Below are 26,903 nucleotides of genomic sequence, written 5' to 3'. Positions count from 1 at the left end.
CATGGCTGATGGCAAAATCGTTCAGTGTATTGGCGCTGTTGTTGACGTTGAGTTTCCACGCAACGCAATGCCTAAGGTTTTCGACGCACTGAAAATGGCAGGCTCCGAACTGACCCTGGAAGTACAGCAGCAGCTGGGCGACGGCATTGTCCGTACCATTGCACTGGGTACCTCCGACGGCTTGCGTCGCGGCATGGCAATCCAGAACACCGGCAAGCCAATCATGGTACCGGTCGGCAAGGCTACCCTGGGCCGTATTCTGGACGTGCTGGGCAACCCGATTGACGAATGCGGTCCTGTATCGCACGAGCAAACCGCATCGATCCACCGCGTGGCCCCTGCGTACGACGAACTGTCGCCATCGCAAGAGCTGCTGGAAACCGGCATCAAGGTGATTGACCTGGTGTGCCCGTTTGCAAAAGGCGGTAAAGTCGGCCTGTTCGGCGGCGCCGGCGTGGGCAAGACGGTCAACATGATGGAACTGATCAACAACATCGCTAAAGCTCACTCGGGTGTTTCCGTGTTTGCCGGTGTGGGTGAGCGTACTCGTGAAGGTAATGACTTCTACCACGAGATGGCTGATGCCAAGGTTGTCGATCTGGAAAATCCAGAGAACTCCAAAGTAGCGATGGTCTACGGCCAGATGAATGAGCCGCCAGGTAACCGTCTGCGCGTGGCGCTGACCGGCCTGACGATCGCTGAATCGTTCCGTGACGAAGGCAAAGACGTGCTGTTCTTCGTGGACAACATCTACCGCTTCACGCTGGCAGGTACCGAAGTATCCGCACTGCTGGGCCGTATGCCATCGGCCGTGGGTTACCAGCCAACGCTGGCCGAAGAAATGGGCCGTCTGCAAGAGCGCATCACTTCGACCAAGACCGGTTCGATTACTTCGGTGCAAGCCGTGTACGTTCCAGCGGACGATTACACCGATCCGTCGCCAGCAACCACCTTTGCTCACTTGGATTCGACCGTTGCACTGTCGCGTGACATCGCTTCGCTGGGTATCTACCCTGCGGTCGATCCACTCGACTCGACCTCACGCCAGCTGGACCCGCTCGTCGTCGGCCAGGAACACTACGACACCGCGCGCGCTGTCCAGGGCACCCTGCAGCGCTACAAGGAATTGCGTGACATTATCGCGATTCTGGGCATGGACGAATTGGCGCCTGAAGACAAGCTGCTCGTTTCCCGTGCACGTAAGATGCAGCGTTTCCTGTCGCAGCCGTTCTTCGTTGCTGAAGTGTTTACCGGCGCGCCAGGCAAGTACGTTTCGCTGAAAGACACGATCAAAGGCTTCAAGATGATCGCATCGGGCGAACTGGACCACCTGCCGGAGCAAGCGTTCTACATGGTTGGCACGATCGAAGAAGCAATCGAAAAAGCCAAGAAGCTCAACTAAGTAAGAGCCGATAGGACACCTTATGGCAAACACAATTCACGTTGACGTGGTATCGGCCGAAGAGCTCATCTTTTCGGGCGAAGCCGAATTCGTCGCGTTGCCGGGTGAAGCGGGTGAGCTGGGGATTTATCCCAAGCACACCCCGCTGATTACCCGCATCAAGCCGGGTGCTGTACGGATCAAGGTTGTCGGCCGTGACGAAGAAGAGTTCGTCTTCGTCGCCGGCGGCATCCTGGAAGTACAGCCGAACGGTGTGACGGTTCTGGCCGACACCGCAATTCGCGGTCAAGACCTGGACGAAGCAAAAGCAATGGCCGCCAAAAAAGCTGCTGAAGAAAACTTGGTCAACAAGGATTCCAAGGTCGACTACGCGATGGCGCAAGCTGAACTTGCCACGGCGATCGCGCAACTGGCGGCAATCGCCAAGCTGCGCAGCACCAGGCGTTAAGCTGGCAATACATGCAGTACAAGAAAGGCAGCTTCGGCTGCCTTTTTTTATTCGCGGCATCCGATGGCAGCGACACCGTAGTCCTTGCCCAGCATTTTTGTTTAAATGTTTACCAAGGGCATTGTCGGGTACCTCATAATGAGTCGTTATTCTTTCGCTACCACCGCCAAGGCCACCCATGAAATTTGCCGTATTGCCTATCGCGTTAATCTGTCTCCACACCACAGTCGCCAGCGCACAAACGCCGAATGACTGGTCGCTCGTGATACAGCAACAGGGCAAGCAATTCAGTATTCAATCGCCGATCAAACTGAAGAAGGCGCCTTTTGAATTTGTCTTCCAGGGTCCGAACGAGATGGCCTACGGCATCCTGGCGTCCAGCCAATGCGAAGAGCTCGTAGCGCTCAAAACCGAGGCGCAGATCGCAGCAGCAATTCGGCCGACAAATATCGGGGCTGAATCGAACGCCCGGAACGATCGCTTTTTGGTAGTCAATGTAGCTGGGGAAGTCCAATCCGGCGACAACACCGCGCATGTGTGGCGTGAAGACAAGGACAACCAGCAATACAGCTTTCAACGCTACGTACCGACGCCAAAGAGCGGTGCGAGCGCGACACGGGAGGTCACGACGTTTATGTTCCAGACCTCCGACATGATGGCAATGAAGCAGTATCCTGAGCCACGGCTGTGCGTGCTGGTCACAGGATTGCCGCCGGTCGGCCACATGGCCCACGTTAACCCAAAGCTCGTCCAGATTGTCTTCAAGTGATCCCCTCGCCTTGCGAGCAACAGAATATCCCGATCCCGACAGTCCATACCGCGCACGCAAGCAACACCACGGAGCAACCATGATCGATCTTCAGGCAAGCGATATTCGTCCATTCCTCCCTGCGCGGGACTTTGAAATGTCCAAGGCGTTCTATGTCGGTCTGGGTTTTACCATTCCCTGGTCGGACGCCAACATGGCATTGCTGGAAGTGGGCAACCAGCGTTTTTACCTGCAGCGCTATTCGGTCAAGGATTGGGCGGACAACAGCATGCTGCACATTACCGTGGCCGACGCCCAGGCCTGTTACACCCAGATCACCGCGCTGCTGGCCACTGGCAAGTTTCCCGGCGCCCGCGTGGCCGAGCCCAAGCAGGAACAGTACGGCGCACTGGTCACCTACGTGTGGGACCCGAACGGCGTTCTGTTACACCTGGCGCAGTGGGACAAGCAATAGCGGGCGAGAAATGCACGCCGCTCGCAGCACCTGCGTGTACGTTCATCGGTAGAAATCGACTGTCCGTCGCATTGGCGGGGCCATCCTCACGGCGCGGGAATATAGTCAGGGCTGCTTAATTCACACATTAGGGATAGACATGCTCAAACTTTCGCCGCTGTGCCTCGCCGCGCTTTTACTGCTTCAGTTGCCGCTTGCCGCGGTCCACGCCGCACCGGTCGCCGCTGTCGTCGATCAGGCGCTGGCCGCGCGTATCGATGCGCTCGTGGCGCCCTACTACAAGCCGGGCCAGCCGGGAGCGACCCTGATTGTCGTCAAGAACGGCAAAACGCTGTTGCGCAAGGCCTACGGCATGGCGGACGTCGAGCACCAGGTCGCAATGCGGCCTGAGGCCACGCTGCGACTGGGATCGATCACCAAGCAATTCACCGCCGTGGCCATCATGATGCTCGCTGACGAAGGCAAGCTTGCCACAACGGACCCGATCACTAAATTTTTGCCCGACTACCCGACCCAGGGCAAAGTGATCACCATCGAACACTTGCTCACGCATACATCGGGCATTGTCAGCTATACCGGCAAACCGGACTTTCGCACCCAGTCGCTGCGCGACGTGACGGTGCCGCAGATGATCGACTATTTCAAGAATGATCCCATCGAATTTACTCCCGGAACCAAGCACGAGTACAACAATTCCGGCTACTTCCTGCTCGGCGCAATCATCGAAAAGCTGTCGGGACAGTCGTACGCCAAGTTTGTCGAACAGCGTATTTTTATTCCACTAGGCATGACCCACACTGCCTACGAAGGCCATGAGCGCGCCGTCGTGCTGCGCGCCGCAGGACATGAACAAACCCCTGCAGGCTTCGGGCCGAGCCAGCCACTGAGCATGAGCCAGCCCTACGCGGCCGGCTCGCTGGTATCGACCGTGGACGACCTGGCCAAGTGGGATGCAGCCATCAGCGCCGGCACGCTGCTTAAACCAGCAAGCTGGAAACAGGCATTCACCCCCTATATCCTGGCCAATGGCACATCGACCGGCTATGCCTATGGCTGGGCAGTGGGCAAGTTGCGCGGCAGCCAGGCCGTGTCGCACGGCGGGGGCATCAATGGCTTTTCTACTTACGCCGTGCGGCTGCCCGCCGAAAAAGTGTATGTTGCCCTGTTGACCAACAGCGACAGCGGCATGCCGGCGCCAAGTCTGGTGGCGCGCCAGGCAGCGGCCGTGGCCATTGGCAAGCCGTTCCCCGAGTACAAGGCCATTGTGCTGGGCGCGGCCGCGCTCGACGCCTTTGACGGCAGCTACAAGGTGGACGAAAAATCGAGCCGGGTAGTGCGGCGCGAAGGTGATCGCCTGCTCATGCAGCGTACTGGCCGCGGGGCGGTGGAACTTATTCCGTTTTCACCAGACAATTTTTTCGTCAAGGAATCGACCGATACCTTCACCTTCCATCGCAACGCCCAGGGCCAGGTCGACCAGGTCACGCTACATGCTGACGACGCCGACATCGTCTTCCCCAGGACGGGTGCGGCGCCGGCGCCGCGCGTGAGCGTCACGCTCGGCCAAGCCGCGCTCGACACGTTTGTCGGGCGCTACGAGTTAAAGCCAGGTTTTGTCCTGGCGTTGACGCGCGATGGCGATCAACTGTTCGGCCAGGCAACGGGGCAACCCAGGTTGTTGTTGACGCCAGTGTCGCGTACCACTTTTTACGTCAAGGAAATCGACGGCGAGATTCGTTTCGACGCAGGCAATGCCCAGTTGACGCTGCTGCAAGGGGGGCGCGCGGTGGTGGCCAAGCGCCTGTAATGGTCGCCCGCCGCTTTAGCCAGGAGCGGCGTTGGCAGCGAAACGCGAGCGCGGCACCCTCATCACAGCGGCGCCATCTTTCTATCGAGAAATATCGCCACAGGTAAACAATGTCGGCAGGCGTCCAGCTGGGCGCGGCCGCCCACGAAAGCGTATTCATATTGCAACGGATGATGTAATTTTATCTTGCTTGATGAGCAATCTGAACGCACACTGATCCCTTATGTCGAATTGCATCAGGAAATGGGGCGCACATCATGCTATCTCGCTTGCTCAAAAAGTCGCAGCAGCTGGGTCCGGCCTACGGAAAAAAGCCTTATATCAATGCCGAGCAACTGGCGTTTTACCAACGCTTGCGCCAGGCGCTGCCTAATTGCACTGTTTTCCCCGATGTCGCCCTGTCCGCCCTGATCAAACCCCTCGCCGACGATACCCGCCAGTTACGCCAGCAACAGGAAAAACTGGCCGGACGCCGCCTTGCCTATGGCGTGTTCACCGATATGCTCGAATTACTGTGCGTAATAGAACTGACCAGCGCCGGCGAGCAGTCCGAGGAGCGAGCACTCACTCTGGCGTGCCTGCAAGATGCCGGCATCCCTTGTTTTAGTTGGGAGCAAGCAAACTTGCCGTCGCGCGACCAGATTTTGCGGACCATGGCGGCGTTCACCGACATCGCGCCCGCCAGGCTCCAGCCTGCTGCCAACAGCGTCATGCGCAGCGATTTCCCGGCGCCCGACAGTGTCTTGCCGGTGCGCGGCCCGGCGGTTTTCTCGCTGACGGTCGAGGAGCTGCAAAAGCTCACGCCCAACGGCCACGTCAAGGCAGCCTATCCCCACATCTGGGAGCGCATTTGCCTGTTCTGCCCGGAGCCGCGCCATCTTGAGCAGTACCTAAGCTCGCTTTCGCTGCAAGACCGCAGCAGCAAGCGCACGGGCTTTTCGGAAAGCGTGATCGTTGAACTGGCCGACCTGCAAGGCGCCAACGCGCGCTTCATTCCCACCCAGGTCCGCGTGCGCGGGGCCTGGAACGATATCTTCGAAAACCGCTGAGCACCAATAAAGCAGCCGGGGCCGCCTTAACCGCCGGGCTTGCTTGTAAGTTGCGCTCAGAATCACGCCTGAAAACGGCTGCCCGCTGCCGGAAAACGACAGAGCTAGTGTCCGAGAATGGCGCGCGGATTTTAAATTTGCACAACGCTTGTAGCGGTTTTACTATTTTTTTCTTGTGTTAATTGGATAGAAATCGCACACTAACAGCCCATCCATTAGTTAATAAGCCGCCATGCTTTCGCGCCTGCTGAAGAAAAATACGAGTCCTGAAGCTATCCCGGCCTTTACCAAAAAGCCGTTTTTCAGAAGCGAACAAAAGGCGTTCTATGGCCGTCTGAGACGCGCCTTGCCGAAGTGCTATGTGTTTCCCGACGTGGAATTGCGCGCACTGATGACGCCGATTAGCAACGATACCAAGCAGCGCCGCTCGGAAAAGGAATACCTGGTCGGACGCAAGGTCGACTACGCCGTGTTCGACGCCCGCCTGAGCCTGATCTGCGTGATCGAACTGAAGACCGGCGGCGTGATCGACAATACGCCCGGCTCGAACGCCCAGCTGTTCAAGGGCGCCAGCATCAGGCATTTTTGCTGGGACAAGCAAAAGCTGCCGACCAGCGAGCAGATGATGCGCCTGTTCGGTTCAGTGGTGCTGCCGGCCAAAAAAGATACGGCGGCCGGTGCTGCCGTCTCGAACTCGGAGTTTGGCGGCCCGCACAGCGAAGTGATGATGCCGCGCCGCGCCTCGCTGACCATCGAGGCGCTCGAACAGCTGGCCCCGCTCGGACACACCAAGGCGGCCTACCCGCACGTGTGGGAACGCATCCGCATGTTCTGCACCGAGCCGAACCATCTGGAAGACTATCTGCTGTCGCTGTCGATCCAGACCCGCGCCAGCAAGCGCGCCGGCTTCCCGGTCGAAGTGCTGACCGAAATTAACGACATCGAAGCGGCCAACGCCCCCTTCATCACCCGCCTGCCGGAAAAGCCCAGCTGGAACGACGTATTCGCAAACCGCTGAAAGGCTCGAATGTTGAAAGGCTCGCACGTTAAAAGGCTCGCACGTTTTAGCGCTCGAACGTTTATCCGTTCGCGGTTTTGATGGCAAATCTGCTACTCTGGCGATGACTTAACATTAACCAGGGCAAGACGATGAAAACCGTTCCGCAGATTCTCAAGGACAGCAAGACGATTGCCATCGTCGGCCTGTCGACCAACCCCGAGCGCGCCAGTCACGGCGTGGCGCATTACCTGCAGCAGCACGGCTACCGCATCGTGCCCGTCAACCCCACGTATGCGGGGCAGGACATCCTCGGTGAAAAAGTCCACGCCGGCCTGCAGCAGGCGGCCGACGCGCTGGCCGCGAGCGGCGCGCGCATCGACGTCGTCGACTGCTTCCGCAAGTCCGAAGACATGCTGCCGGTGGCGCGCGAAGCGGTGGCCGTTGGCGCCGGCTGCCTGTGGATGCAGATCGACGTGGTCAACCAGGAGGCCGCCGACCTGGCCGCAGGTGCGGGACTCGATGTCGTGATGGACCAATGCATGAAGGTCCAGCATGCAGCGATGCAGTAAGTCAAAGGAGAAAATGTGAAAGCACGTGAACGGTTCAGGGCGGGTGCCGACGTCAAGCTACGCGAAGGCGATGCCGGCAGCACCCCGCTGCGCGACCCCAAGGACCGCGACAAGCTGTCCAAGGACGAGATCAAGCAGCAGGAGCGCGACACCACCGCGCAACTGACGGCGCACATCGCGCAATGCCAGGAGATGCTGTATGCGCAGCGCCAGCGCAAGCTGCTGATCGTGCTGCAAGGGATGGACACGTCCGGCAAGGACGGCACCGTGCGCGCGCTGTTTAGCCAGATCAATCCCATGGGCCTGCGCGGGGTGACTTTCAAGGCGCCCAATCCGCAGGAACTGGCGCACGACTATTTGTGGCGCGTGCACCAGCAAGTGCCCACCAAGGGCGAAATCGCCATTTTCAACCGCAGCCATTACGAAGACGTCCTGATCACCATCGTGCAGGACATGATCGACGAAAAGGAATGCAAGCGGCGCTACGCGCATATCCGCGATTTCGAGCGCATGCTGGCCGAAACAGGGACCGTGATCGTCAAGATCTTCCTGCACATTTCGCGCGACGAGCAGCGCAAGCGCCTGCAGGAGCGGCTGGACGACCCGGACAAGCAATGGAAATTCGACGAGGGCGATCTGGTCCAGCGTCTGAAGTGGGACGACTACCAGCGCGCCTACGAGCGCGCCATCATGGCCACCGATGCCGACCACGCGCCGTGGTACATCATCCCGGCCGACTCCAAAACCCACCGCAATCTGCTGATCTCGACCTTGCTGCTCGAGATCATGCAGGGCTTGAAGCTGTCGTTTCCGGAACCTGATCCGCGGCTGACCAAGATGAAGGTCGTTTGACGAGACCTGCAGCCGCTTTTCCTGGCAACGGGCAGTTGCGCCCGAATTGGCATAGAATGAACCTCCACCTTCGTCATTGCCAGGAATCGCCCATGCTCAACACTTCCGCCATCCTGCGCGCCGCTTTCGGCGCCACCGTCCTGGCCAGCACCTGCGCCATGGCGCAGACACCGGCGCCGGCTGCGCCGGCTGCGCCGGCGGCCCAGGGTTGCCCCGCGTTGCTCAATCAATCCTTCAAGCGCCTGCAGGACGACGCGCCCCAGAACCTGTGCCAGTACGCGGGCAAGGTGGTCCTGGTGGTCAACACCGCCAGCTACTGCGGCTACACCAAGCAGTACGAAGGCCTGGAAAAATTGTATGCAAAATACGGCGGCAAGGGACTGGTCGTCCTGGGCTTCCCGTCCAATGACTTCGGCAAGCAGGAGCCGGGCAATGCCAAGGAAATCGCCGACCTTTGCTACAACACCTACGGCGTCAAATTCCCCATGTTCGCCAAATCCGTAGTCAGTGGCGCCGCCGCCAATCCGCTGCACGCGCAGCTGATCAAGGCCACCGGCGAAGAGCCGAAATGGAACTTCACCAAATACCTGATCGACCGCAAGGGCAAGGTCATCGGACACTTCCCGAGCAAGGTCACGCCGGAAGACGCCAAGCTCGTGGCCAAGGTCGAACAGGCGCTCGGTTCCTAGGTCATGGCCGCCAAACGCGCCATCGGCGCCGACCTGGCCGGCGCCTCGCGCCTCGCGATCGAAGCGCTGACGGGCGTGACCGAGCTGGTCGAAGCGGTGCACATGAATGTACTGAACAAGGCCATCGGCACGGGCGTGGTGCGGCCCGTGGCAGGCGTGACGTCGCTGGTGTACCGCAGCGTCAAGGGCGTCACGCGCCTGGTCGGCGGCTCTCTTGATGCGGTGCTGGCCAGGCTGGTGCCCGACCTTGGCGAACCGGCCGCCTGGGCCGGGCGCGACGCGCTGCTGGCCGCCCTGAATGGCGTGCTGGGTGACCGCCTGGCAGCGAGCGGCAATCCACTGGCAATTCCCATGCGCTTGCGGCAGGGCGGCAAACCGCTCGCGCTGCATGCCCTCGCCGCGCCGTCGGGGCGCATCCTGGTGCTGGCCCACGGCCTGTGCATGAATGACCTGCAGTGGCAGCGCGACGGCGTCGACCACGGCGCCATGCTGGCCGCCGAAGGCGGCTACACGAGCGTCTACCTGCACTACAACAGCGGGCGCCACATCTCCGTCAACGGACGCGAATTCGCGCAGCAACTGCAGGCGCTGGTCGATGGCTGGCCGGTGCCGGTGGCCGAACTCGTCATCCTTGGCCACAGCATGGGCGGCCTGCTGGCGCGCAGCGCCTGCCATTACGCTGCTCAGGCAAAGCAGGGCTGGCTTGGCCACCTGAGCAAAATGGTTTTTCTCGGCACGCCGCACCTGGGCGCCCCACTTGAACGGGGCGGCAACTGGGTTCACCTGTTCACCGATCTGTCAGCCTACAGCGCGCCGTTTTCGCGTCTGGCCAAAATCCGCAGTGCCGGCATTACCGACCTGCGCCACGGCAGCGTGCTCGATGACGACTGGGATGGCCAGGACCGGTTTGCGCATGGCACGCCGCTGCCGCAGCATGTGCCGCTGCCGGAAGGGGTGCGCTGTTATGCGCTTGCGGCCACCATCGGCAAGCGCGAAGGCGACCTGGCCGACCGTTTGCTGGCGGGCGATGGCCTGGTGCCTGTATCGAGCGGTCTGGCCGAGTCCGACGATCCTGCTCGCAGCCTGGCGTTTGAGCGGCATGTGGTGTACCAGACCAATCACATGCAGCTGCTGTCGTCCCCGCAAGTGAGCGAGCGCCTGCTGGCGTGGCTTTAAGCGCCCGTCGCCAACGCAAATCCTTCGTCGATCCAGCCGGTCACGCCACCCGCCATCATCTTGACCGGCTTGCCAAGCTTGGCCAGGCGAATCGCCGCGCGCGCCGCGCCGTTGCAATGCGGGCCGGCGCAATACGTGACGAAGAGCGTGCCTGGCGAAAATTGTTCAAGCCTCGATCCGATGATTTTGCGCTGCGCCATATCGACCGCTCCCGGCACATGGCCGGCGGCGAATTTCTCGCTGCCGCGCACGTCGAGCAGCACGAAGTCAGGCTCGCCGCAGTGCAGGCTGTGGTGCACATCCCAGCAATCGGTCTCGAAGGCGAGGCTGCTCTGGAAATGGGCCAGCGCGGCGGCGCTGGGCGCTGGTGGGACTTCGGTGACGATGGACATGGTGGAGCTCCGTGGTTGGCGAGTTCTCATTGTCGTGCGCCTGCGCCTGGGCCGGCAGTGGCGCAAACGCCATTGTGCGGTAAGATCGCGCCATGAAAAAGCATCTTGTCGTTGTCCTTGCCTATGACCGCCTGTGCACCTTCGAGTTCGGCTGCGCGGTGGAACTGTTCGCGCTCGAGCGTCCCGAGCTTGGCGTCGAGTGGTACCAGTTCGCCGTGTGCGCGATCGAACCCGGACCAATCCGCGCCGCCGGCGGTATCACCATCGTTGCCCCGCATGACGCCACGCTGCTGGCGCTGGCCGACACCATCGTCATTCCCGGCTGGCGCGATGCCGACGAAGCGCCGCCGCCGGCCTTGCTGCAGCAGCTGCGCGACGCACACGCGCGCGGTGCGCGCCTTTGCTCGATCTGTTCGGGCGTCTTCATTCTGGCCGCCGCCGGCCTGCTCGATGGCCAGCGCGCCACCACGCACTGGCGCTACGCCGACAAGCTGGCCCGCCGCTATCCGGCCATCGATGTGCAGAGCGACGCTTTGTATGTCGATGCCGGCCAGCTGATTACGTCGGCCGGGTCGGCCGCGGGGCTCGACATGCTGCTGCATCTGGTGCGGCGTGACTATGGCGCGCATGTGGGCAACCTGGTGGCGCAGCGGCTGGTGGTGCCGCCGCATCGCGAGGGCGGCCAGGCGCAATTTCTGCCGCGCCCCATGGCCCATGACGAGAAAGGGCGGCTGACCCGCTTGATGGATTGGGTGCGCAGCCATCCGGCCGAGCGGCATAGCGTGGCCAGCATGGCCAGCCGCGCGGCAATGAGTGTGCGCACCTTGCAGCGCCAGTTCCAGGAAGCGACCGGGTTCGGGCCGGCGCAGTGGGTCACGCGCGAGCGCATTGCGCTTGTGAAGGATTTGCTCGAGACCAGTGAACTGCCGCTGGCGCTATTGGCCGAGAGGGCGGGGTTTGGGTCGGAGGAATCGCTGCGGCATCATTTTAGGCGGCTGACGTTGACCACGCCCGCGGCCTATCGGCGCCAGTTTGCCGAGGCCAGCGCTGTGTAGCTTGGACAAGGCCGAAGGCGCCTGGGTGGCCCCTTTTTTGACAAGCGCCGAGACGCGCAATGCGGGCGGCCTGCTCTCTTCGGCGCTACAGTGTGGCGGGAATCGCGCCTCTGAGGGAATTGCACACGATGATGCGGGTGGCGCGGGCGAACATCGCTTTCGTGATCACGCGCTCCTCTGCCTGCCACGCGGGGTCGGCCAGCATGGCGGCGCGCATGATCCCGGGCAGCACGCCCGCCGACAGGGGCGGCGTGCACCATACCCCGTCCAGCATCACGAACACATTGCTGCGCCCACCCTCGGTCAGCTCACCGCGCTCGTTGAAGAACAGGCAGTCGAAGCCGCCGCGCGCCTCCGCCTCGCGCCACGCCGCGTCGTAAAGCGCGCGCACACTGGTCTTGTGGCGCAAGAAAATATCGTCCGCACGGGTGACATGGTCGCTGACGAATACCTTCACCGGCCCGGCCGGAACGATCAGCGCGCCGCTGCAGATGGCCAAGCTCCCATCGGGCCCCAGCCCCAGGCGCAGCCGGAACAGTGCGCCCGGCGCAAACTGCGCGCATGCGCCTTCCAGCGCCTCTCGGGCCTTTTCCACCTCGAACGGGTAGCCGAAATAACGCGCCGACGCCTGCATGCGCGCCAGGTGCGCCTGCACGCGCGCGCACCCGTTCACGCTGGCCTGCATCGTCTCGAAGATCTCGAACTCGTTCGCCAGCCCCGTCAAGAAGCGCGCCTTGAGCTGGCATTCCGCGTATTCGTCCTGCGCGTCGCTGTCGAACACAATGCCCGCGCCCACGCCCATTTCGCCGCGCCGCGCGCCGCCTTGTTCGCTCTGCAGTGCAAGCGTGCGGATCGGCACCGACAGACAAAAATCACCCACGGCCTGCTCCTGCCCGGACGGGTCGAACCAGCCAATTGCGCCGGTGTAGAGGCCGCGCGCGGCCGGTTCAAGCTCGCCGATGATCTCCATCGTGCGCCGCTTGGGCGCGCCGGTGATCGAGCCGCACGGGTACAGCGCTGCGAACACTTCGGCCAAGGTGACGCCGGGCCGCAGCTGCGCGCGCACGGTCGACGTCATCTGCAGCACGCTGCTGTAGCGCTGCACGTCGAACAGCGCCGGCACCTGCACGCTGCCGGTGAGCGCAATGCGCCCCAGGTCATTACGCAGCAGGTCGACGATCATCACATTTTCGGCGCGGTTCTTGGCATCTGCGGCCAGCGCGGCGGCGCGGCGCGCGTTCTCGGCCTCGTTGTCGCTGGCCGGGGCGGTGCCTTTCATCGGCCGCGTCACCAGTTCGCCGCCGGCGTGGCGCACGAACAGTTCGGGCGACAGCGACAGGATGGCGCCGCCGTCAGGCAGGCCGACCAGCGCGCCATACGGCACCGGCTGGCGCGCGCGCAGCCGCGCATACAGCGCATGCGGCGAGCCGAAGGCGTCAAAACGCAGCCGGTACGTGTAGTTGACCTGGTAGGTGTGTCCAGCTTCGATGTAGGCGTGGATGGCGCCGAGTGCGCGCGTGAACTCGGCCTGGTCGATATTCGCATGCACGTTGGCGATGCCGGCCGGGGCTGCGCCGGCGCCGGCAGCTGACTCCAGCCACGCCTTCACTTCAGACGGGGACAGGTGCGTGCACTGTTCGAACAGCAGCACTTGCGCCAGCGGGCCTGGCAGCGGATGGGCGTCAAGCCCCATCAGGTGGCAGCCCAATTCATACGTCAGTAGCGGCACTGCGAACAGGCCGCGCTGCAAGGCCGCCTGCATCTCGGCCAGCAGCTGCGGCCAGCCGGCGCCGTCATGGCAGGCGAGGGTGCCGGCATGCGCGCTGTACAGGCGCGAGCGCGCGTGGCGCGGGTCGAACGCGCTGGCGTCGTCCAGCAGGGCAAAGCAGGCGCTCATTGCGGGCAGCATCGGGTGGCGAGCATTAGGCGGCGAGCATCAGGTGGCGAGCATCAGGCGGCCAGCATGAGCGCCAGGTGCAGCGCGCTGCCTTCGCCCGGCTGGTGCCGAAAGCCGCTCTTGGCAAAGCGGTGCCAGCGGCCTGTCACGTAGCTCACCAGCAGGCCCGCGCGCGCGGTCACGTCGGCTTCCTGGCCGTGGCCCTGGGTGACGGCCAGGCGCAGCGACTGCTTGCAGGCCAGTTCCACCTTGTCGTAGAACTGGTTCATGCGCAGCTGCAGGCGTTCGTCTTCGCCCACCAGCGCGTCGCCGATCAATACCCGCGTCATGCCCGGGTTGTTGGTGGCAAAGCTCAGGAGCATCTGCAAGGTCGCATGCAGCTGGTCGACGCCGCCCGCTTCGCGCTCCGCGATCTGGTTGATCAGACCGAACACGCTCGACTCGATAAAGTCGATCAAGCCTTCGAACATCTGCGCTTTGCTGGCGAAGTGGCGGTACAGCGCGGCCTCCGATACCTCGAGCCGCCGGGCCAGCGCCGCGGTGGTGATTTTTTCGCCCTTGGGCTGCTCCAGCATCGCCGCCAGGGCCTGGAGGATTTGGAGTTTGCGCTGACCCGGCTTGGTGCTTGCCATGTAATCTCGATGGTGAAGGGGGAGGGATCTTCAGTTGCTACTTCAGTTTCAACTTCAGTTTCAACTTCAGTTTCAACTTCAGCGCAGCCGGTGCAGACGGGCAGGCAGCTGGCGTAACGATTTTACTTTGACATCCACAAATGCGGGGCGCTTTCGCATCCGGGGCAAGATGGCGCTGCCGATCGGGTCGCTCATCTGCAGGTACTGCGTGACCCACACGGTGCGCAGCCCGACTTGTTTGGCGCTGCGCAGGTTGGCCAGCGTGTCTTCGACCAGGATGCAGCGGCGCGCGCTGGCGCCATGCTTGCGCATCAGGCGGCGCAGCATCAGCTTGGACGGCTTGGGCCGCAGCTGGCCGTGCACGCGCATGTCTTCGATGGCGATGTGGTGGCTGAAGTGCCGTTGCAGGCCGAGGTGGCGCAGCACTTCGCGCGAATAGCGCGTCGGCGCATTGGTCAGCAGGATTTTGCGGCCGGGCAGGCGCCTGAGCATGCGGCCCAGGCCACGCTCGAAGCGCATTATGGCGCGCAGGTCGGCCAGGTCATGGGTCTGGTGCAGAAAATCGGCGGCGCTGACGTTATGATGCTTGATCAGGCCGAGCAGCGTGGCGCCGTAGCGCTTCCAGTAACCGATGCGCGCCGCGTCGACCGCCGCCTGGCTGGCCTCGGTCACGCCGTCGCCCAGCAAGCGCGCGATAAAGGTGTTCATGTTGGCGCTGATGCTGGGGAAGATCGCGTGCGAGGCGTCGTGCAGGGTATTGTCCAGATCAAACAGCCACAGGGGGGGGGACGCGGTAATATTCGGCACAGGTTACGCTTTAGGCAAAGATTGTTCATCAAGGAAATTGCATGCGACGTCAGATTATAGTGGTGTTCTTCAGTCTGCTCTGCCTGGCGCTGCCGCCGACATGGGGCGCGGACCGCGGAGCGTTGTTCAAAGTCACCGCGTATAACCACACCATGTATCTATTTGGCACCATGCATGTCGGCACGCCGGAATTTTACCCGCTCGAGCCGCGCATTGCCGATGCCGTCAAGGGCGCGTCGACACTGGCCCTCGAAATCGATCCGGGCCTGGATCCGGCCATCGCCGCCCACGCGCTCAAGACGTACGGCATGACCATCCCCGGCGCCACCCGACAGGCCCTGGCGCCGGCCATGCGCGCCCGGCTCGACCGCGCGCTGGCCAAGGCCCACATCGATCCCGAAGCGGTGGTGCCGCTCAAACCGTGGCTGGTGGCCACGGTGCTTGCCATGGCCGAGTACGCCCGCCAGGGTTACCGCACCGACCTGTCGGTCGACGCCCACCTGGCCCAGCTGGCGCGTGCAAGCAAGGTGCCGGTGGTGGGTCTGGAGTCGGCCGGCTCGCAAATGAGCTTGTTCAATCGCCTGACCATGGCCGAGCAAGTGGGTTTTCTGGAAGAGAGCATCGGCCTCATCGAATCAGGCAAGCAGGGCGTGGAAGTGAGCAAGATCGTCAACGCCTGGCGCACCGCCGACCAGGGAGCGTTCGACGAGATCGCGGCGCGCGCGTCGAGAGACACCAGCGTGTCGGGAAAGTTCGTCAAGCATATTTTGCTGGAGGAGCGCAACAATGCACTGGCGGAAAAACTGGCGCAATTGCTCGAGCGCGAAGCCAGCACGGTCGCCGCCATTGGCGTATTGCATTTGATAGGAGAAAACAGCGTACCGTCGCTGCTGGGCGAGCGCGGCATGTCGGTGGAGCGGGTGTATTAAAGCGGAGGGAAGGAGGCAAAAGCAGTTGGTGCCCTTTACGTGGATTGAACACGTGGCCTCTCCCTTACCAAGGGAGTGCTCTACCACTGAGCTAAAAGGGCGGTACCGGTGCGGCGCGGTTTGGCTGCGCCGCCGAAAATATTAGTGCGACCGGATCATAGTTCCAAAAGCTTGTTCGGTCAAGACTTCGAGCAGTAAAGAGTGCTCGATGCGACCGTCGATAATGTGCACCGTGTTCACGCCCGACTTGGCAGCGTCCAGCGCGGACGAGATTTTTGGCAGCATGCCGCCGGAAATTGTTCCATCAGCAAACATCTCATCGATCTCGCGGGCCGACAGGTCGGTCACGAGGTTGCCTTTTTTATCTTGCACGCCGGCGATGTTGGTCATCATGATCAACTTTTCAGCTTTCAGGATTTCCGCAATTTTGCCTGCAACTACGTCGGCATTGATGTTGTACGCCTGGCCGTCTTGGCCGAAACCGATGGGCGAAATGATCGGAATGAACGCGTCGTCCTGCAGCGCCTTGACCACGGCCGGGTTGATGGCGTCGATCTCGCCGACAAAACCGATGTCGAGAAACTCGCCCGGGTTTTCCTTGTCGGGCATCGCCATTTTGCGCGCGCGGATCAGGCCGCCATCTTTGCCGGTCAAGCCCACGGCCTGACCGCCGTAGTGGTTGATCAGCATCACGATATCCTGTTGAACTTCACCGCCCAGTACCCACTCCACCACTTCCATGGTTTCTTCGTCGGTAATGCGATGGCCTTGCACGAAGGTGCCTTGCTTGCCGATTTTTTTCAGGGCATTGTCGATCTGGGGGCCGCCGCCGTGTACCACGACCGGGTTCATGCCGACCAGTTTGAGCAAAATGACGTCGCGCGCGAAGCCGTGCTTGAGGCGCTCGTCGGTCATCGCGTTACCGCCGTATTTGATGACAATCGTCTTGCCATGGAAATTGCGGATGTAAGGCAGCGCCTCAGCCAGGATCTGCGCCTTGATCTGCGGAGAGACCTTGGTCAAGTCGTCTGTCTGGTCGTTGGGTACAGCGGGCAAAGGTGCGGTCATGGCGGGTCCGTTTTGGAAATTTTGCGAGATTTTACAGGCATAGGGCGAACCCCGTAGGCATTATAGGGCCTAGCAGTCTGTCGGACTAAACGCAGGCGGCCGAGAAATCCACCTGACCGGGCCATATTTCACCGCTTTTTCGGTCAATAGAACCACTATTGACCTTCAAAATCGTCGAAATCTGTCCTCGGCCAGCTGAATTTCCGGCTCGCCTCGTTTAGACCGACAGACTGCCAGTTGTTGTATTTTAATTCTTGATCCGTCAGGCTGAACTTCACATGACTACAACCGTCCCTCCAAAGGCCCTTTTCCCAAGGGCTGCGCAATGAGCACCTGCCCCCGCTGCGGCGCCACCTTCGGCTGCGCGATGGCCGACGCGCTTGACGCTCCTTGCTGGTGCACCGCCTTTCCCGCCGTGGTGGCGGTGCCCGGCGTGGATGCCAGTTGCTGGTGCCCTGCCTGCCTGAAACTGCACATCGGCGCGCAGCAAAGTTCGCCGGAAACGCCACCGCGCGATTGAGGGCGGGACTGGTGTTCCCTTGTCTGCGACATGCAATGCGTTTCGGGAGGTAGCTGGAATGGGCAAACTATACAACACCGATATCGTCGCCTGGGCAGAGGAGCAGGCTGCCTTCCTGCGACGCGGGGAGTGGTCCAGCCTCGACATTGCCAACCTTGCCCAGGAGATCGAGGACGTGGGCAAAAAGCGAGCAGCGAGAACTGAACAGCCGGCTGGCCGTTCTGCTGAGCCAATTGCTCAAGTGGCAGTTCCAGCCTGGGTTGCGCGGCAAGCGCTGGCGTTCCACCATGACAGTTCAGCGGCGCTTGATCGCGCGCAGACTGCGTAAAGCGCCGAGCTTGCGGCGTTCGCTGTCGGACGAGGAATGGCTGGAAGACGCATGGGACGACGCCATCGGCCTGGCCATCGGCGAAACTGGTCTGCACGAATTCCCTGACGAGCCAATCTGGCGCTTGACTGACATCCTTGATCCAGCATTTTTGCCAGACTGAACTATAATTGGGCCTATGCCAGTTATTGAAAGTTCGGGATGAATTTGGATGTGAACCACCTCGGTTTTGCCGCTGCGGTGTGCACCACAGGTGCGTTTGTTCCACAGGTGCTGATGGTATGGCGCGAACGCGGCGCACCGGGCGTATCCATCGGCATGTACCTGATGTTCATCGCTGGCATTGCATTATGGTTTCTCTACGGCCTGGCGCTGCGTTCGTGGCCAATGGTCATCGCCAACGGCATCACGCTGTTGCTGGCCTCTTGCGTACTGGGCATGAAACTGTATTTCGAGCGCGCCGGCCGGTGAGCCGGCGCGCATCGGCTACGCCGTGGGTTAAACCACTCAGGCCCGCTTGGTCTGGAAAAACCGCATCATTTCCCGGCTAGCATCCGGCCCCTTGCCGTCGGTATAGCTGCCGTGCGCGCTGCCGCCCGACCAGGCATGCCCGGCGCCATGGATCAGCCACTGCTCGGCCTGCGGCGAGCCGTCGGCGCGCTGGTGCACGGTACGGGTATAGGCGTGCCCGTCCGGAACTCGCCCCGGCTCGACCACGATCTCCTTGGATGCCGCATGTGCGCCCCGCTTGATGATTTCCTCGCCGCAGGCCGGGTGCACGGTCGTGTCCTTGTCGCCGTGGAAAACAATGATCGGCACCGACTTGGCGCCCGGCTTGCCGGGAGCAAAACTGCCCTTCATCGCCGCCAGCGCCGACGGCAAGTCCTTGGCCGACGCAAACGGCAAGCCCGAGTGCACGCCGACGGCCGCATACAGCTCCGGATACAGCGTGCCCATGATGGTCGCCATCGCCCCGCCCGCCGACAGCCCGGCCACATACACCTGGTCGCGGTCGATGGCATGCTCGTGCATGATGGTTTCGGTAATGCCCGCGATGATGGACGGCTCGCCCTGGCCGCGCGTCTGGTCGACCGCGCTGAACCAGTTCCAGCAGCGCGAGGCATTCGCCTGCTGCGACTGGGCAGGATAAACCACCAGGCAACCCATTTCCTCGGCCAGCAGGTTCATCTGCGTGCCGTTGGCGAAATCATCCGGATCTTGCGTGCAGCCGTGCAGCATGACCACCAGGGGCACCTTGGCGCCGCTGTGCGTGCTGGGAATATACAGCTTGTAGGTGCGCGTCCCGGCGGCATTGGTAAAACTGCCGTCGATAAACTTGCCGGGCAGGGCAGGCGCGGGCGTACGCACTCCGGCCATTCCACCAGGCAAATCAAAATCGGGCATCTTGAACTTCTTGAAGCTGCCCGCGCCGCCCGCGCGGTCCAGATTGGCCATCATCTCGGGCATCAGGCTTTTCAGCTTTTCCGTCATTTCTTCCATTGGCGTGCGGGCGGCCGGCGGCGCGCTTTCCGCCTGGGCTTGCGGTGCCGGTTTAGCGCTGGCTTGCGGGGCCGCTTTGGCGCCGGCTGGCGGCGGATTGATGTCGCGCATGGTCGGTCCGGGCGGCGCCTGCGCCGCCTGCGCAGGTGCGGCATTATTAGGCTGCAATATCTTTAAGGCATCCTGGATCACGGCAGTCGCTGCTTGCGGCCCCTTGCCAGACAAGGCCCGGGTTGCCGCGCGCATGCGGTCCATCAGTTTTTCATTGAATTTCATGTGTGTTCCTTCCTTGGGCAGTTCACAAAATGCGTCCCGCCAGTGCAGTCTTGATGACATTGCTTGCTTGTAGCGAGCCAAGCACGAAAATGGAGTCGATGGTGGCCAGCGCCAGTTCCACCGATACGTCGTTGGCGATACTGGCCAGGCCCAGCACCTGGATCTGCAAGCGCTCGCCCGCTTTTAAAGCGGCCTCGAGGTCTGCCCGGGAATAATGATGCATGCCCAGCACTAGGCTCTTGCGTGCAACCGTCTGGCGCACCACGTCCGCGTGCGTGTTGAGCAAGTTGCGAATTGCCGTGCGGATCAGATCGGTACGATTCGAATAAAACCCTTCATTGACCAGCAAATCGATCTGGCCCAGGTCAATCAAACCCAGGTTGATGGTGATCTTTTCCGATTCGGAAAATTTCGGTTTCAAGTCGTGGGCGTTCATATATCTCCAAATAACATCCTTGTGGCATCCGTACGCCATCTGTATGGATGGTAGTGTACCTGTTTGGGTCATCAGGTCAAGCGTGATTCGCTTGAATGCGATAATGTGGCATTCGAGTCACAGCGGAGCGGCAGATGGCATTTATCACAGGAATCGATCACGTCCAGCTGGCCATGCCCGTCGGCGCCGAAGACATTGCGCGCCGCTTTTACAGCGGCGTGCTGGGGCTGGCCGAAATCCCCAAGCCGGCGCTGCTGGCCGTGCGCGGCGGCGTCTGGTTCGCGTGCGGGAGTGCGCAATTGCACCTGGGCGCTGACCCCCACTTCCAGGCTGCGCGCAAGGCCCATCCGGCGCTGCTGGTGGCCGACTTTGACGCCTTTGCCGAGCATCTGGCCAGCCACGGCGCGCAGCTCAAGCCTGAAGAAGAGGTAAGCGGGCGCCGGCGCGCCACCTTGGCCGACCCGTTTGGCAACCGCCTTGAACTGATCTGCGCATGAGTCCAGAACTGAAACCCGGCCTGCGCTTTGACTGGACCTACGTGGTGCCCGCGCGCGCCACCGTGCCGCAGCTGTATCACGACACCGCGTTTTGCCTCGACATGCCCGACGTGCTGGCCACCGGCTACATGGTCGGCATGATGGAACTGGCCTGCGTGCACGGCATGATGCCTTTCATGGACTGGCCGCGCGAACAGAGCGTCGGTACACAAGTCGACTTTGCCCACTTCGCCCCCACGCCGCCCGGCATGAAGCTGCGCATCGCAGGCGAAGTGCTAGCAGTGGAAGGGCGGCGCGTCAAGTTCAAGATCGAGGCGTGGGACGACCTGGAACGCATCTGCGAAGGCACGCACGAACGGCAGGTGATCGACCCGCAGCGCTTTGCGGCGAAGGTCGCACAAAAGAAGGCTGCCGCATGACGCGCCAGGTCCTCGCGCCCGAACTGCAAACGCCGGTGCCCTCGCCTTGCATCAGCATGTGCAAGATGGCGCCCGATACGGGCTTGTGCGAAGGGTGCCTGCGCACCATCGACGAAATCATCGGCTGGGCGTCGCAGCCGGACGACTACAAGCGCGCGGTGTGGGCCGAGATCCGGCGCCGTGAAGCGGCAACGGACTTCACATGAGTTTTTACCAGCCCGCCAAGGCGGTTACCGGCCCCGCCTATGGCGCCGGTTTCAAAGGAACCGCAACGACCATCACGCTGGCGCTGGTGGCCTACACCGCCAGCGTGTTGTGGCGCTTTCCGCTGCTCTCGTTCGGCCTGGGCGTCAAGGCCCTGCTGCTGGGCGCGGCCGTCATGCTCGGCGTGAGCTATTACTGGTTTTTGCGCGCCCAAGTGACGATCGACGCCCGAGGCATTCGCCAAAGCTGGGTGGTCGACAAGCAGGTGCTGTGGGACGAAGTGCGCGGCGCCAAGATGATCGGCATTCCCTATCTGTCGTGGCTGTTCCCGCCGCGACTGGTGGTGCGCACCGGCAGCGCGTTCATGACCTTCAATGGCGGCTCGCCCAAGGTGCTGATCGAGTTCGCCAAAATTTCGCTGGCCTTCCAGATGAAGAAATGAGCGCCATCAGCCTGCCTGCGACGATCCGCGTGTTCGAACGCGGCTGGCTCTCGTCGAACAACATCCTGTTCACCGGTCCCGGGCCCGCCACGCTGGTCGACAGCGGCTACCTGATTCACGCCGCGCAGACGCTGGCGCTGGTCGAACACGTGCTTGGCGAGCGTCCCCTTGAACGGCTGATCAACACCCACCTGCATTCCGACCATTGCGGCGGCAACGCGGCGCTGCAGGCGCGCTACGGCTGCCGCACCTTGATCCCGGTCGCCGAAGCGGACAAGGTGCGCGCCTGGGACGAGGCGGCGCTCAGTTTCCAGGCCACCGGCCAGCAGTGCGAGCGCTTCGGCTTTGACGGCACGCTCGCGCCGGGCGACCCGCTCGAGATGGGCGGCATGCACTGGCAAGTGCTCGGCGCGCCAGGGCACGACCCGCATTCGCTGATTTTTTACTGCCCCGCCGAAGCTATTCTGATCTCGGCCGACGCGCTGTGGCAGCACGGCTTTGGCGTCATCTTCCCCGAGCTCGAAGGCCAGTCCGGCTTTGCCGAAGCGCGCGCCACGCTGGCGCTGATCGACGCGCTCGACGTGCGTCTCGTCATTCCCGGCCATGGCGCGCCGTTCACCGACGTCAAGCCGGCGCTGGCGCGCGCCTTTTCACGGCTCGACTTCCTGCAGGCCGACCCGGTGCGCAACGCCGAAAACGCGATCAAGGTCATGCTCAAGTTCCTGCTGCTCGAGCGCCAGCATTTTGCGCTGGACGCGCTGCCGGCGATGTTCGCGCACAATCCCGTGATCGAAAGCGCGCGCCGGCGCTACCTGGACAAAACGCCGGCCGAGCTGGCCGCATGGGCGGTGCAAAGTCTGGTGCGCGCCGGCGTGGCGCGGCGCGACGGCGGGCAGCTGGTCAATCACGACCTGTAAATATCGCGGCCTTTTTCTGGCACGATCGTTCTTTTTCCGAACTATAATGGGCAGGAATTGTTCCCTTTCATTTTTTTCGATTGTGAGATGTCATGGCCCTGCCTGTCGCGCTGCAAAACCTCTTCCTTCCCGTCATCGCCTCGCCCATGTTCATTGCCAGCGGACCGGCTTTGGTGGCGGCGCAGTGCAAGGCTGGCATTGTCGGCTCCTTCCCAGCGCTCAACGCGCGTCCGGCCGAATTGCTCGACACCTGGCTCACTGACCTGAAGCAAGAGCTGGACGACTACCAGGCCGCCCATCCCGGCAAGCGCGTGGGTCCGATTGCCGTGAACCAGATCGTGCACCAGTCAAACGACCGGCTCGCGCACGATGTCGAGATGTGCGTCAAGCACCAGGTGCCGATCATCATTTCATCGCTTCGCGCGCCGCCCAAGGAAATGATGGACGCGATCCACAGTTACGGCGGCATTGTGCTGCATGACGTGGTGTCGATCCGGCACGCGCAAAAGGCGCTGGAAGCCGGTGTGGACGGCCTGATCCTGGTGGCCGCCGGTGCGGGCGGGCACGCCGGTCCTTTGTCGCCGTTCGCGCTGGTCGGTGAAGTACGCAAGTTTTTCAGCGGCCCGGTCGCCTTGTCCGGATCGATCGCCAGCGGCGACGGCATCCTGGCCGCGCAAGCGATGGGCGCGGACTTCGCCTACATTGGCTCGCGCTGGCTGGCAACGAAAGAATCGAACGTGACGGACGCGTACCGTGACGCGATCGTCGACGCGTCGGCGGCGGACATCGTCTACACCAACCTGTTTACCGGCGTGCACGGCAACTACCTGAAAAAATCCATCGTCAATGCCGGGCTCGACCCGGACGCCTTGCCCGAGTCGGACAAATCAAAAATGAGTTTTGGCTCCGGCAGCGCCAAGGCCTGGCGCGACATCTGGGGCGCGGGGCAGGGCGTCGGCATGATGGACGACGTGCCCACGGTGGCCGAGATGGTCATGCGCCTGAAAGCCGAATACGACGCCGCCCGCGCCCGCCTCGCCTTATAGCAATAAAGAAACCGCCGTGCAACCCGGGTCAGCCCGATTTTGCCCACGCAATCGGGGTCAGACCTCCAGATTCGCGCAATTGTTTCTGGAAGCCAGAGGTCAGCTTCCATGGTTGATTCGCTCAAACCGGCAATAGACCATCCGAACTTCTTCCGGAGCGGCATCCCGCCGAATGAAAAAGTTGGAAAATTGGGGTCAGACCTCGCGATTTGAGTAATTGTTTCCCGAATCGCGAGGTCTGACCCCGGGTTTGATTTGATAAAGCCCGTCTTTGGCCGAATGAAATCTGTAGTATCCGGCGTATCGCAAATTAAAAAAATCTTTTCACCGTGGCGCTGTGGAAAACAATTACTTCATCACGGAGGTCTGACCCCGAGGTTAGAAGTCGTGGTTGGCGGGGTAGTTGGTGTAGAAGTCGTTGGGCCACAGGAAGTTGGTGGAGGCGAGGGTGACGGAGATGTCGAGCGCTTCGACGTGGTGCCACCAGCCGACCGGCAAAAACAGGATTTCGCCCGGGGCCAGGATGCAGTCGTGGATCTTGACGCCGGCCATCGCGGGAAAGCGCGCCAGGTCGACATCGCGCGCGTCCAGCTCGGTAAAGCAGTGGCGGTGGTTGTAGACCTTGGCCAGATCGCACGGCGCAACCAGCCGCACCCGCTTGCGCCCCATGATCTGCGCCATGAAGTTGTTGGTCAGGTCGTGATGCAAGGGGGTGATGGTGCCCGCCGGACCGAACCAGAAAAAGCCGCGCCGCGCCGGGTCGTCGTCCAGGTACTCGGGCAGCGCGCCAACGTCGTCCCACAGTTCTTTCAGCGCCGCGTGGTTGTGCGAGTCGTTGTTGGCCGTCATGTAAAAGTCGTTGCTGCTGCCGCTGTTGCGCACCAGCGCAACATAGTCGCCAAACTTGAGCTGGCGCTTGTGGGCAATGCTGTTGAGCTCGTATTGGGGATCGGCATCGCGCCCAAACTGCACTTCTACCATGCGTTCGCCCAAACGCTCGGCAAAGTAGTCGAGCGTCCATGTTGTGCGCGCAGGGTAGTGTTCCAGCATGCCGGTGATGATCACCGGACGATTCATGCGGTAGTGCTGCTGCAGAAACTCGGCGCCGGACAATTTGTCGCGCCGCGGTATGGCGTCGTCGCCCAGACGGTTCAGCGTTGACTGGATCTCCAGCACCCAGTCGCGCTTGGCCACTTTGTTGGCCAGGCGTCGCGCGCCTTGCAGATAGGGACTGCGCGCCGCCGCGTCGATTTCGCCATGCGCTTCGGCGCGGGCAATGCCATTGTTGACCAGGATCGTGGCCAGCGCCTCGGGCGCCGCGCCCAGCATCAGGTTCTCGGCGATCCAGCGCCGCCAGTCGTCGTTCACCTTCATGATCGGCCGTGCTTGTGCTTGTGCTTGTGCTTGTAGCTTCACAGGGTCTGCTCCCGCCAGTTGATGGTAAAAAAGCGCCGCCGGCTTGTCGCCGGCGGCGCCCGTCAAGCGCTTACCGTCCTTGCCAGACGGCGCTGGTCAGCTCGCCGCTGGCGTCGCCGTCCAGCTCCCACGAGAAGGCGCCGCGCAGGCTTTGGTCGCGCACGTATTGCATCTTGGTGCGGATCACGGTCGGGTCATCGTAGCTCCACCATTCACCCGTGCCGGTCAACAAGAACAATTGTTTCGTGGATGGATGATACCAGCGCTGCCCGGTCTTGGCCTTCAACAGCTTGTAGTCTTCGATGCCGCTTTCGTAGGCACCCGTCGCGCCGCCAGTGCCGGCCTGGTACAGACCGTTTCCGGCAGGACCTGCCGCCACGCCTTTCCAGCCACGTCCATAAAACGGTACGCCCAGCAAGATCTTATTGCGCGGCATGCCGGCGGTGACCAGCGCGCTGATCGCATCATGCGCGTTGTACTTGGCCACGTTGCCGGTCGATGGATCGGCGGCGTCGTGGAACAGCGCGGAGTGGAAGTTGGTCGTCGTTTCCCACGCACCGTGGAAGTCGTACGTCATCACGTTGACCCAGTCCATGTACTGCCCGTACTGCGCCGGCTCGGTCTGTGCGATCTTGTCGGGACCGGCGCCAATGGCCGCCGTCAGCGCATACCGTTTGCCGTCGAGCGTGCCTTGCGCATTCAATTGCGCGCGGAACTCGGCCATCAAGAGCGTGAAGTTGTGCTTGTCGTTGACCGCATCGACCGTGTTGTAGGCCATGCCGCCGCCGCCCGGGTATTCCCAGTCGATGTCGATGCCGTCGAAGACGCCCTTGCCCGCGCCCGGACCGCCGCGCCCATCCTGCACCGGCAAATCGCCCGCGATGAACAGCTTGACGCACGAACGCACCAGTTGCTTGCGCAGGGCATCAGTCTTGGCTGCAGCCGAGAAGTTTTTGGACCAGCTCCAGCCGCCGAGCGAAATAAAGATCTTCAGCTTGGGGTGGGCCGCCTTGAGCAGCTTGAGCTGGGCAAAATTGCCCGACAGCTTGGCGTCCCAGGCAATTGCCTTGCCATCGACCGTGCGCACCGGCGAGCGCTGGTAGTCGGAATAGGCGTCGCCGCCATTGCCGTTGCCGCTTTCGGCCGCACTGAGCATGTCGCACTCGTAGCCGCCGTTTTTGGCATAGGTGTTGCCAAAGGCGTAGTTGATGAAGGTCAGCTGGTCGGCCACGCTGGTTTGCACGCCAGCCACCGGGGTCTTGGTGGTGTGGATGTCTGCCACTTCGTAGTTGCGGCCATACACGCCCCATTGCGCGAAGTAGGAGCCGACTTCACGGGTGCCGACCGGTGTCGGCGTTGGCGTTGGCGTCGGCGTCGGCGTAGGTGTTGGTGTCGGCGTAGGTGTTGGTGTCGGCGTTGGTGTCGGCGTTGGTGTTGGTGTAGGCGTTGGTGTTGGTGTAGGGGTCGGCGTCGGCGTAGGTGTCGGCGTCGGCGTGGCCGTCGTCAGTTTCCACGGCCCCCATTCTTCGGTTCCGGGTACATTCCCTTGGGTCCACCATTTCGCCTCATAGCCCTTGCCTTGATAAGTAACGCAATTGCCTACCGTGTAAATCTGCGTCGAATTCCATTCCGCGCATGCAGCGAGCGTGCTGACCGTGGTGGCCAGCGCCTTGGGCTGCGCAGCGGGGCCTGTTCCCGCGTCGCCGCTGCCGCAGCCTGCGAGCATGGTGCCGATGAGGGCGACCAGCAAGCCGCCTTTTCCTGAAGTGTGCATTGTCTCTCCTGTTAGTTGTTCTTGGTTTGGTGCCAGGTGAGAATGCGACCGTAAAAATTGGTAGTCAAGTGGTTTTATAATATTGGAAAAAGCAACAGACCAGTTGCTTGAACGGGAAAGGCCGTCAGCCCGT

Annotated in this window: 31 protein-coding genes, 1 tRNA gene and 3 pseudogenes; 23 read left to right on the top strand and 12 right to left on the bottom strand. The window is 62.0% G+C overall.

What is annotated here, in order from left to right; translation table 11 throughout:
- Window position 1: 1 nt before the first annotated feature.
- The 11 genes from atpD (at window position 2) to ACP7BV_RS18260 (ending at window position 10,215) form a co-directional block, all read left to right on the top strand.
- The gene (gene atpD, locus ACP7BV_RS18310; RefSeq protein ID WP_426105838.1) at window positions 2-1,402 is read left to right on the top strand and encodes a F0F1 ATP synthase subunit beta; all 1,401 of its coding nucleotides are present in this window, start codon (window positions 2-4) and stop codon (window positions 1,400-1,402) included.
- Window positions 1,403-1,424: 22 nt separating this feature from the next.
- Complete coding sequence (locus tag ACP7BV_RS18305) at window positions 1,425-1,850, top strand: F0F1 ATP synthase subunit epsilon (protein ID WP_426105837.1); 426 nt, start codon at window positions 1,425-1,427, stop codon at window positions 1,848-1,850.
- 178 nt (window positions 1,851-2,028) lie between these two features.
- The gene (locus ACP7BV_RS18300) at window positions 2,029-2,619 is read left to right on the top strand and encodes a hypothetical protein (RefSeq protein WP_426105836.1); all 591 of its coding nucleotides are present in this window, start codon (window positions 2,029-2,031) and stop codon (window positions 2,617-2,619) included.
- Between the two features lie 79 nt (window positions 2,620-2,698).
- Window positions 2,699-3,073 (top strand): hypothetical protein, encoded by a 375-nt coding sequence (locus tag ACP7BV_RS18295; RefSeq protein WP_426105834.1) that lies wholly within the window; start codon window positions 2,699-2,701, stop codon window positions 3,071-3,073.
- 139 nt (window positions 3,074-3,212) lie between these two features.
- Window positions 3,213-4,880 carry a serine hydrolase gene (locus tag ACP7BV_RS18290; RefSeq protein WP_426105833.1) on the top strand — a complete coding sequence of 556 codons (1,668 nt, stop codon included), beginning with the start codon at window positions 3,213-3,215 and terminating at the stop codon, window positions 4,878-4,880.
- A gap of 257 nt (window positions 4,881-5,137) precedes the next feature.
- On the top strand, window positions 5,138-5,929 hold the full coding sequence (locus ACP7BV_RS18285) for a DUF2726 domain-containing protein (RefSeq protein ID WP_426105831.1): 792 nt from the start codon (window positions 5,138-5,140) through the stop codon (window positions 5,927-5,929).
- Between the two features lie 232 nt (window positions 5,930-6,161).
- Window positions 6,162-6,947 (top strand): hypothetical protein, encoded by a 786-nt coding sequence (locus ACP7BV_RS18280; RefSeq protein WP_426105830.1) that lies wholly within the window; start codon window positions 6,162-6,164, stop codon window positions 6,945-6,947.
- A gap of 131 nt (window positions 6,948-7,078) precedes the next feature.
- The gene (locus ACP7BV_RS18275) at window positions 7,079-7,498 is read left to right on the top strand and encodes a CoA-binding protein (RefSeq protein WP_426105828.1); all 420 of its coding nucleotides are present in this window, start codon (window positions 7,079-7,081) and stop codon (window positions 7,496-7,498) included.
- Window positions 7,499-7,513: 15 nt separating this feature from the next.
- Window positions 7,514-8,350, top strand: a complete 837-nt coding sequence (locus tag ACP7BV_RS18270; RefSeq protein ID WP_426105827.1) for a PPK2 family polyphosphate kinase — start codon at window positions 7,514-7,516, stop codon at window positions 8,348-8,350.
- Between the two features lie 92 nt (window positions 8,351-8,442).
- A complete protein-coding gene (locus ACP7BV_RS18265) occupies window positions 8,443-9,039 on the top strand; it encodes a glutathione peroxidase (protein ID WP_426105825.1) in 597 nt (198 codons plus the stop codon).
- 3 nt (window positions 9,040-9,042) lie between these two features.
- The gene (locus ACP7BV_RS18260) at window positions 9,043-10,215 is read left to right on the top strand and encodes an esterase/lipase family protein (RefSeq protein WP_426105823.1); all 1,173 of its coding nucleotides are present in this window, start codon (window positions 9,043-9,045) and stop codon (window positions 10,213-10,215) included.
- Here the strand turns inward: ACP7BV_RS18260 and ACP7BV_RS18255 are convergent.
- Window positions 10,212-10,607 (bottom strand): rhodanese-like domain-containing protein, encoded by a 396-nt coding sequence (locus ACP7BV_RS18255; RefSeq protein ID WP_426105822.1) that lies wholly within the window; start codon window positions 10,605-10,607, stop codon window positions 10,212-10,214. The two genes, ACP7BV_RS18260 and ACP7BV_RS18255, sit on opposite strands and share 4 nt — an antisense overlap.
- 92 nt (window positions 10,608-10,699) lie before the next feature.
- On the opposite strand from ACP7BV_RS18255, the gene ftrA reads away from it, so the two are divergent.
- On the top strand, window positions 10,700-11,662 hold the full coding sequence (ftrA, locus tag ACP7BV_RS18250) for a transcriptional regulator FtrA (RefSeq protein WP_426105821.1): 963 nt from the start codon (window positions 10,700-10,702) through the stop codon (window positions 11,660-11,662).
- A gap of 85 nt (window positions 11,663-11,747) precedes the next feature.
- On the opposite strand, the gene pabB is transcribed toward ftrA, so the two are convergent.
- The 3 genes from pabB to ACP7BV_RS18235 form a co-directional block, all read right to left on the bottom strand.
- Complete coding sequence (gene pabB, locus ACP7BV_RS18245) at window positions 11,748-13,571, bottom strand: aminodeoxychorismate synthase component I (protein ID WP_426105820.1); 1,824 nt, start codon at window positions 13,569-13,571, stop codon at window positions 11,748-11,750.
- 41 nt (window positions 13,572-13,612) lie between these two features.
- The gene (gene slmA / locus ACP7BV_RS18240) at window positions 13,613-14,191 is read right to left on the bottom strand and encodes a nucleoid occlusion factor SlmA (RefSeq protein ID WP_426105819.1); all 579 of its coding nucleotides are present in this window, start codon (window positions 14,189-14,191) and stop codon (window positions 13,613-13,615) included.
- A 78-nt stretch (window positions 14,192-14,269) separates the two neighbouring features.
- Entirely contained in the window at window positions 14,270-14,998 is a 729-nt protein-coding gene (locus tag ACP7BV_RS18235) for a pyrimidine 5'-nucleotidase (RefSeq protein ID WP_426105818.1), read from the bottom strand.
- 41 nt (window positions 14,999-15,039) lie between these two features.
- Here ACP7BV_RS18235 and ACP7BV_RS18230 point away from each other — a divergent pair, with 41 nt between their 5' ends.
- The gene (locus ACP7BV_RS18230) at window positions 15,040-15,927 is read left to right on the top strand and encodes a TraB/GumN family protein (protein ID WP_426105817.1); all 888 of its coding nucleotides are present in this window, start codon (window positions 15,040-15,042) and stop codon (window positions 15,925-15,927) included.
- Window positions 15,928-15,953: 26 nt separating this feature from the next.
- Here the strand turns inward: ACP7BV_RS18230 and ACP7BV_RS18225 are convergent.
- Window positions 15,954-16,028 (bottom strand) — tRNA-Thr (locus ACP7BV_RS18225).
- A 40-nt stretch (window positions 16,029-16,068) separates the two neighbouring features.
- Window positions 16,069-16,995, bottom strand: a complete 927-nt coding sequence (gene argB, locus ACP7BV_RS18220) for an acetylglutamate kinase (RefSeq protein ID WP_426105816.1) — start codon at window positions 16,993-16,995, stop codon at window positions 16,069-16,071.
- A gap of 325 nt (window positions 16,996-17,320) precedes the next feature.
- Here argB and ACP7BV_RS18215 point away from each other — a divergent pair, with 325 nt between their 5' ends.
- The 4 genes and pseudogenes from ACP7BV_RS18215 to ACP7BV_RS18200 all read left to right on the top strand — a co-directional run bounded on the left by ACP7BV_RS18215 (window position 17,321) and on the right by ACP7BV_RS18200 (window position 18,314).
- Entirely contained in the window at window positions 17,321-17,515 is a 195-nt protein-coding gene (locus ACP7BV_RS18215) for a cysteine-rich CWC family protein (RefSeq protein WP_426105815.1), read from the top strand.
- 58 nt (window positions 17,516-17,573) lie between these two features.
- A pseudogene (locus ACP7BV_RS18210) lies at window positions 17,574-17,657 on the top strand (DUF29 domain-containing protein); the annotation flags it as partial.
- 4 nt (window positions 17,658-17,661) lie between these two features.
- Window positions 17,662-18,006 carry a DUF29 domain-containing protein gene (locus tag ACP7BV_RS18205; RefSeq protein ID WP_426105814.1) on the top strand — a complete coding sequence of 115 codons (345 nt, stop codon included), beginning with the start codon at window positions 17,662-17,664 and terminating at the stop codon, window positions 18,004-18,006.
- A 38-nt stretch (window positions 18,007-18,044) separates the two neighbouring features.
- Window positions 18,045-18,314, top strand: a complete 270-nt coding sequence (locus ACP7BV_RS18200; protein ID WP_426105812.1) for a SemiSWEET transporter — start codon at window positions 18,045-18,047, stop codon at window positions 18,312-18,314.
- 36 nt (window positions 18,315-18,350) lie between these two features.
- Here the strand turns inward: ACP7BV_RS18200 and ACP7BV_RS18195 are convergent, their stop codons facing one another.
- On the bottom strand, window positions 18,351-19,619 hold the full coding sequence (locus ACP7BV_RS18195; RefSeq protein WP_426105811.1) for an extracellular catalytic domain type 1 short-chain-length polyhydroxyalkanoate depolymerase: 1,269 nt from the start codon (window positions 19,617-19,619) through the stop codon (window positions 18,351-18,353).
- A gap of 22 nt (window positions 19,620-19,641) precedes the next feature.
- Window positions 19,642-20,055, bottom strand: a complete 414-nt coding sequence (locus tag ACP7BV_RS18190; protein ID WP_426105810.1) for a CopG family transcriptional regulator — start codon at window positions 20,053-20,055, stop codon at window positions 19,642-19,644.
- Window positions 20,056-20,189: 134 nt separating this feature from the next.
- Here ACP7BV_RS18190 and ACP7BV_RS18185 point away from each other — a divergent pair, with 134 nt between their 5' ends.
- The 6 genes from ACP7BV_RS18185 (at window position 20,190) to ACP7BV_RS18160 (ending at window position 23,580) form a co-directional block, all read left to right on the top strand.
- Window positions 20,190-20,552: a VOC family protein gene (locus ACP7BV_RS18185; protein ID WP_426105809.1), complete on the top strand. Its 363-nt coding sequence runs from the start codon at window positions 20,190-20,192 to the stop codon at window positions 20,550-20,552.
- Window positions 20,549-20,971, top strand: coding sequence for a thioesterase family protein (locus tag ACP7BV_RS18180; RefSeq protein ID WP_426105808.1), 423 nt, complete (start codon window positions 20,549-20,551; stop codon window positions 20,969-20,971). The genes ACP7BV_RS18185 and ACP7BV_RS18180 overlap by 4 nt, the downstream gene beginning before the upstream one ends.
- Window positions 20,968-21,177 (top strand): DUF1289 domain-containing protein, encoded by a 210-nt coding sequence (locus ACP7BV_RS18175; protein ID WP_426105806.1) that lies wholly within the window; start codon window positions 20,968-20,970, stop codon window positions 21,175-21,177. The genes ACP7BV_RS18180 and ACP7BV_RS18175 overlap by 4 nt, the downstream gene beginning before the upstream one ends.
- Complete coding sequence (locus ACP7BV_RS18170; RefSeq protein WP_426105805.1) at window positions 21,174-21,617, top strand: hypothetical protein; 444 nt, start codon at window positions 21,174-21,176, stop codon at window positions 21,615-21,617. Before ACP7BV_RS18175 ends, ACP7BV_RS18170 begins: the two co-directional genes overlap by 4 nt.
- Window positions 21,614-22,534: an MBL fold metallo-hydrolase gene (locus ACP7BV_RS18165; protein ID WP_426105804.1), complete on the top strand. Its 921-nt coding sequence runs from the start codon at window positions 21,614-21,616 to the stop codon at window positions 22,532-22,534. Before ACP7BV_RS18170 ends, ACP7BV_RS18165 begins: the two co-directional genes overlap by 4 nt.
- A gap of 92 nt (window positions 22,535-22,626) precedes the next feature.
- On the top strand, window positions 22,627-23,580 hold the full coding sequence (locus ACP7BV_RS18160; RefSeq protein WP_426105803.1) for an NAD(P)H-dependent flavin oxidoreductase: 954 nt from the start codon (window positions 22,627-22,629) through the stop codon (window positions 23,578-23,580).
- A 378-nt stretch (window positions 23,581-23,958) separates the two neighbouring features.
- Here ACP7BV_RS18160 and ACP7BV_RS18155 read toward each other — a convergent pair whose 3' ends face one another.
- From ACP7BV_RS18155 to ACP7BV_RS18140, 4 genes and pseudogenes are all read right to left on the bottom strand, one after another.
- Window positions 23,959-24,954: a cupin-like domain-containing protein gene (locus ACP7BV_RS18155; RefSeq protein WP_426105900.1), complete on the bottom strand. Its 996-nt coding sequence runs from the start codon at window positions 24,952-24,954 to the stop codon at window positions 23,959-23,961.
- 112 nt (window positions 24,955-25,066) lie between these two features.
- Window positions 25,067-26,308, bottom strand: a pseudogene (locus tag ACP7BV_RS18150) (glycoside hydrolase family 18 protein); the annotation flags it as partial.
- Between the two features lie 19 nt (window positions 26,309-26,327).
- Entirely contained in the window at window positions 26,328-26,510 is a 183-nt protein-coding gene (locus ACP7BV_RS18145; protein ID WP_426105903.1) for a hypothetical protein, read from the bottom strand.
- A 50-nt stretch (window positions 26,511-26,560) separates the two neighbouring features.
- Window positions 26,561-26,722: pseudogene (locus ACP7BV_RS18140) on the bottom strand (glycoside hydrolase family 19 protein); the annotation flags it as partial.
- Window positions 26,723-26,903: the final 181 nt, after the last annotated feature.

The organism is Massilia sp. TSP1-1-2, from assembly GCF_049896185.1.
Taxonomy (GTDB): Bacteria; Pseudomonadota; Gammaproteobacteria; order Burkholderiales; family Burkholderiaceae_D; genus Telluria_A.
This window is presented reverse-complemented; position numbering and strand designations above follow the sequence as displayed.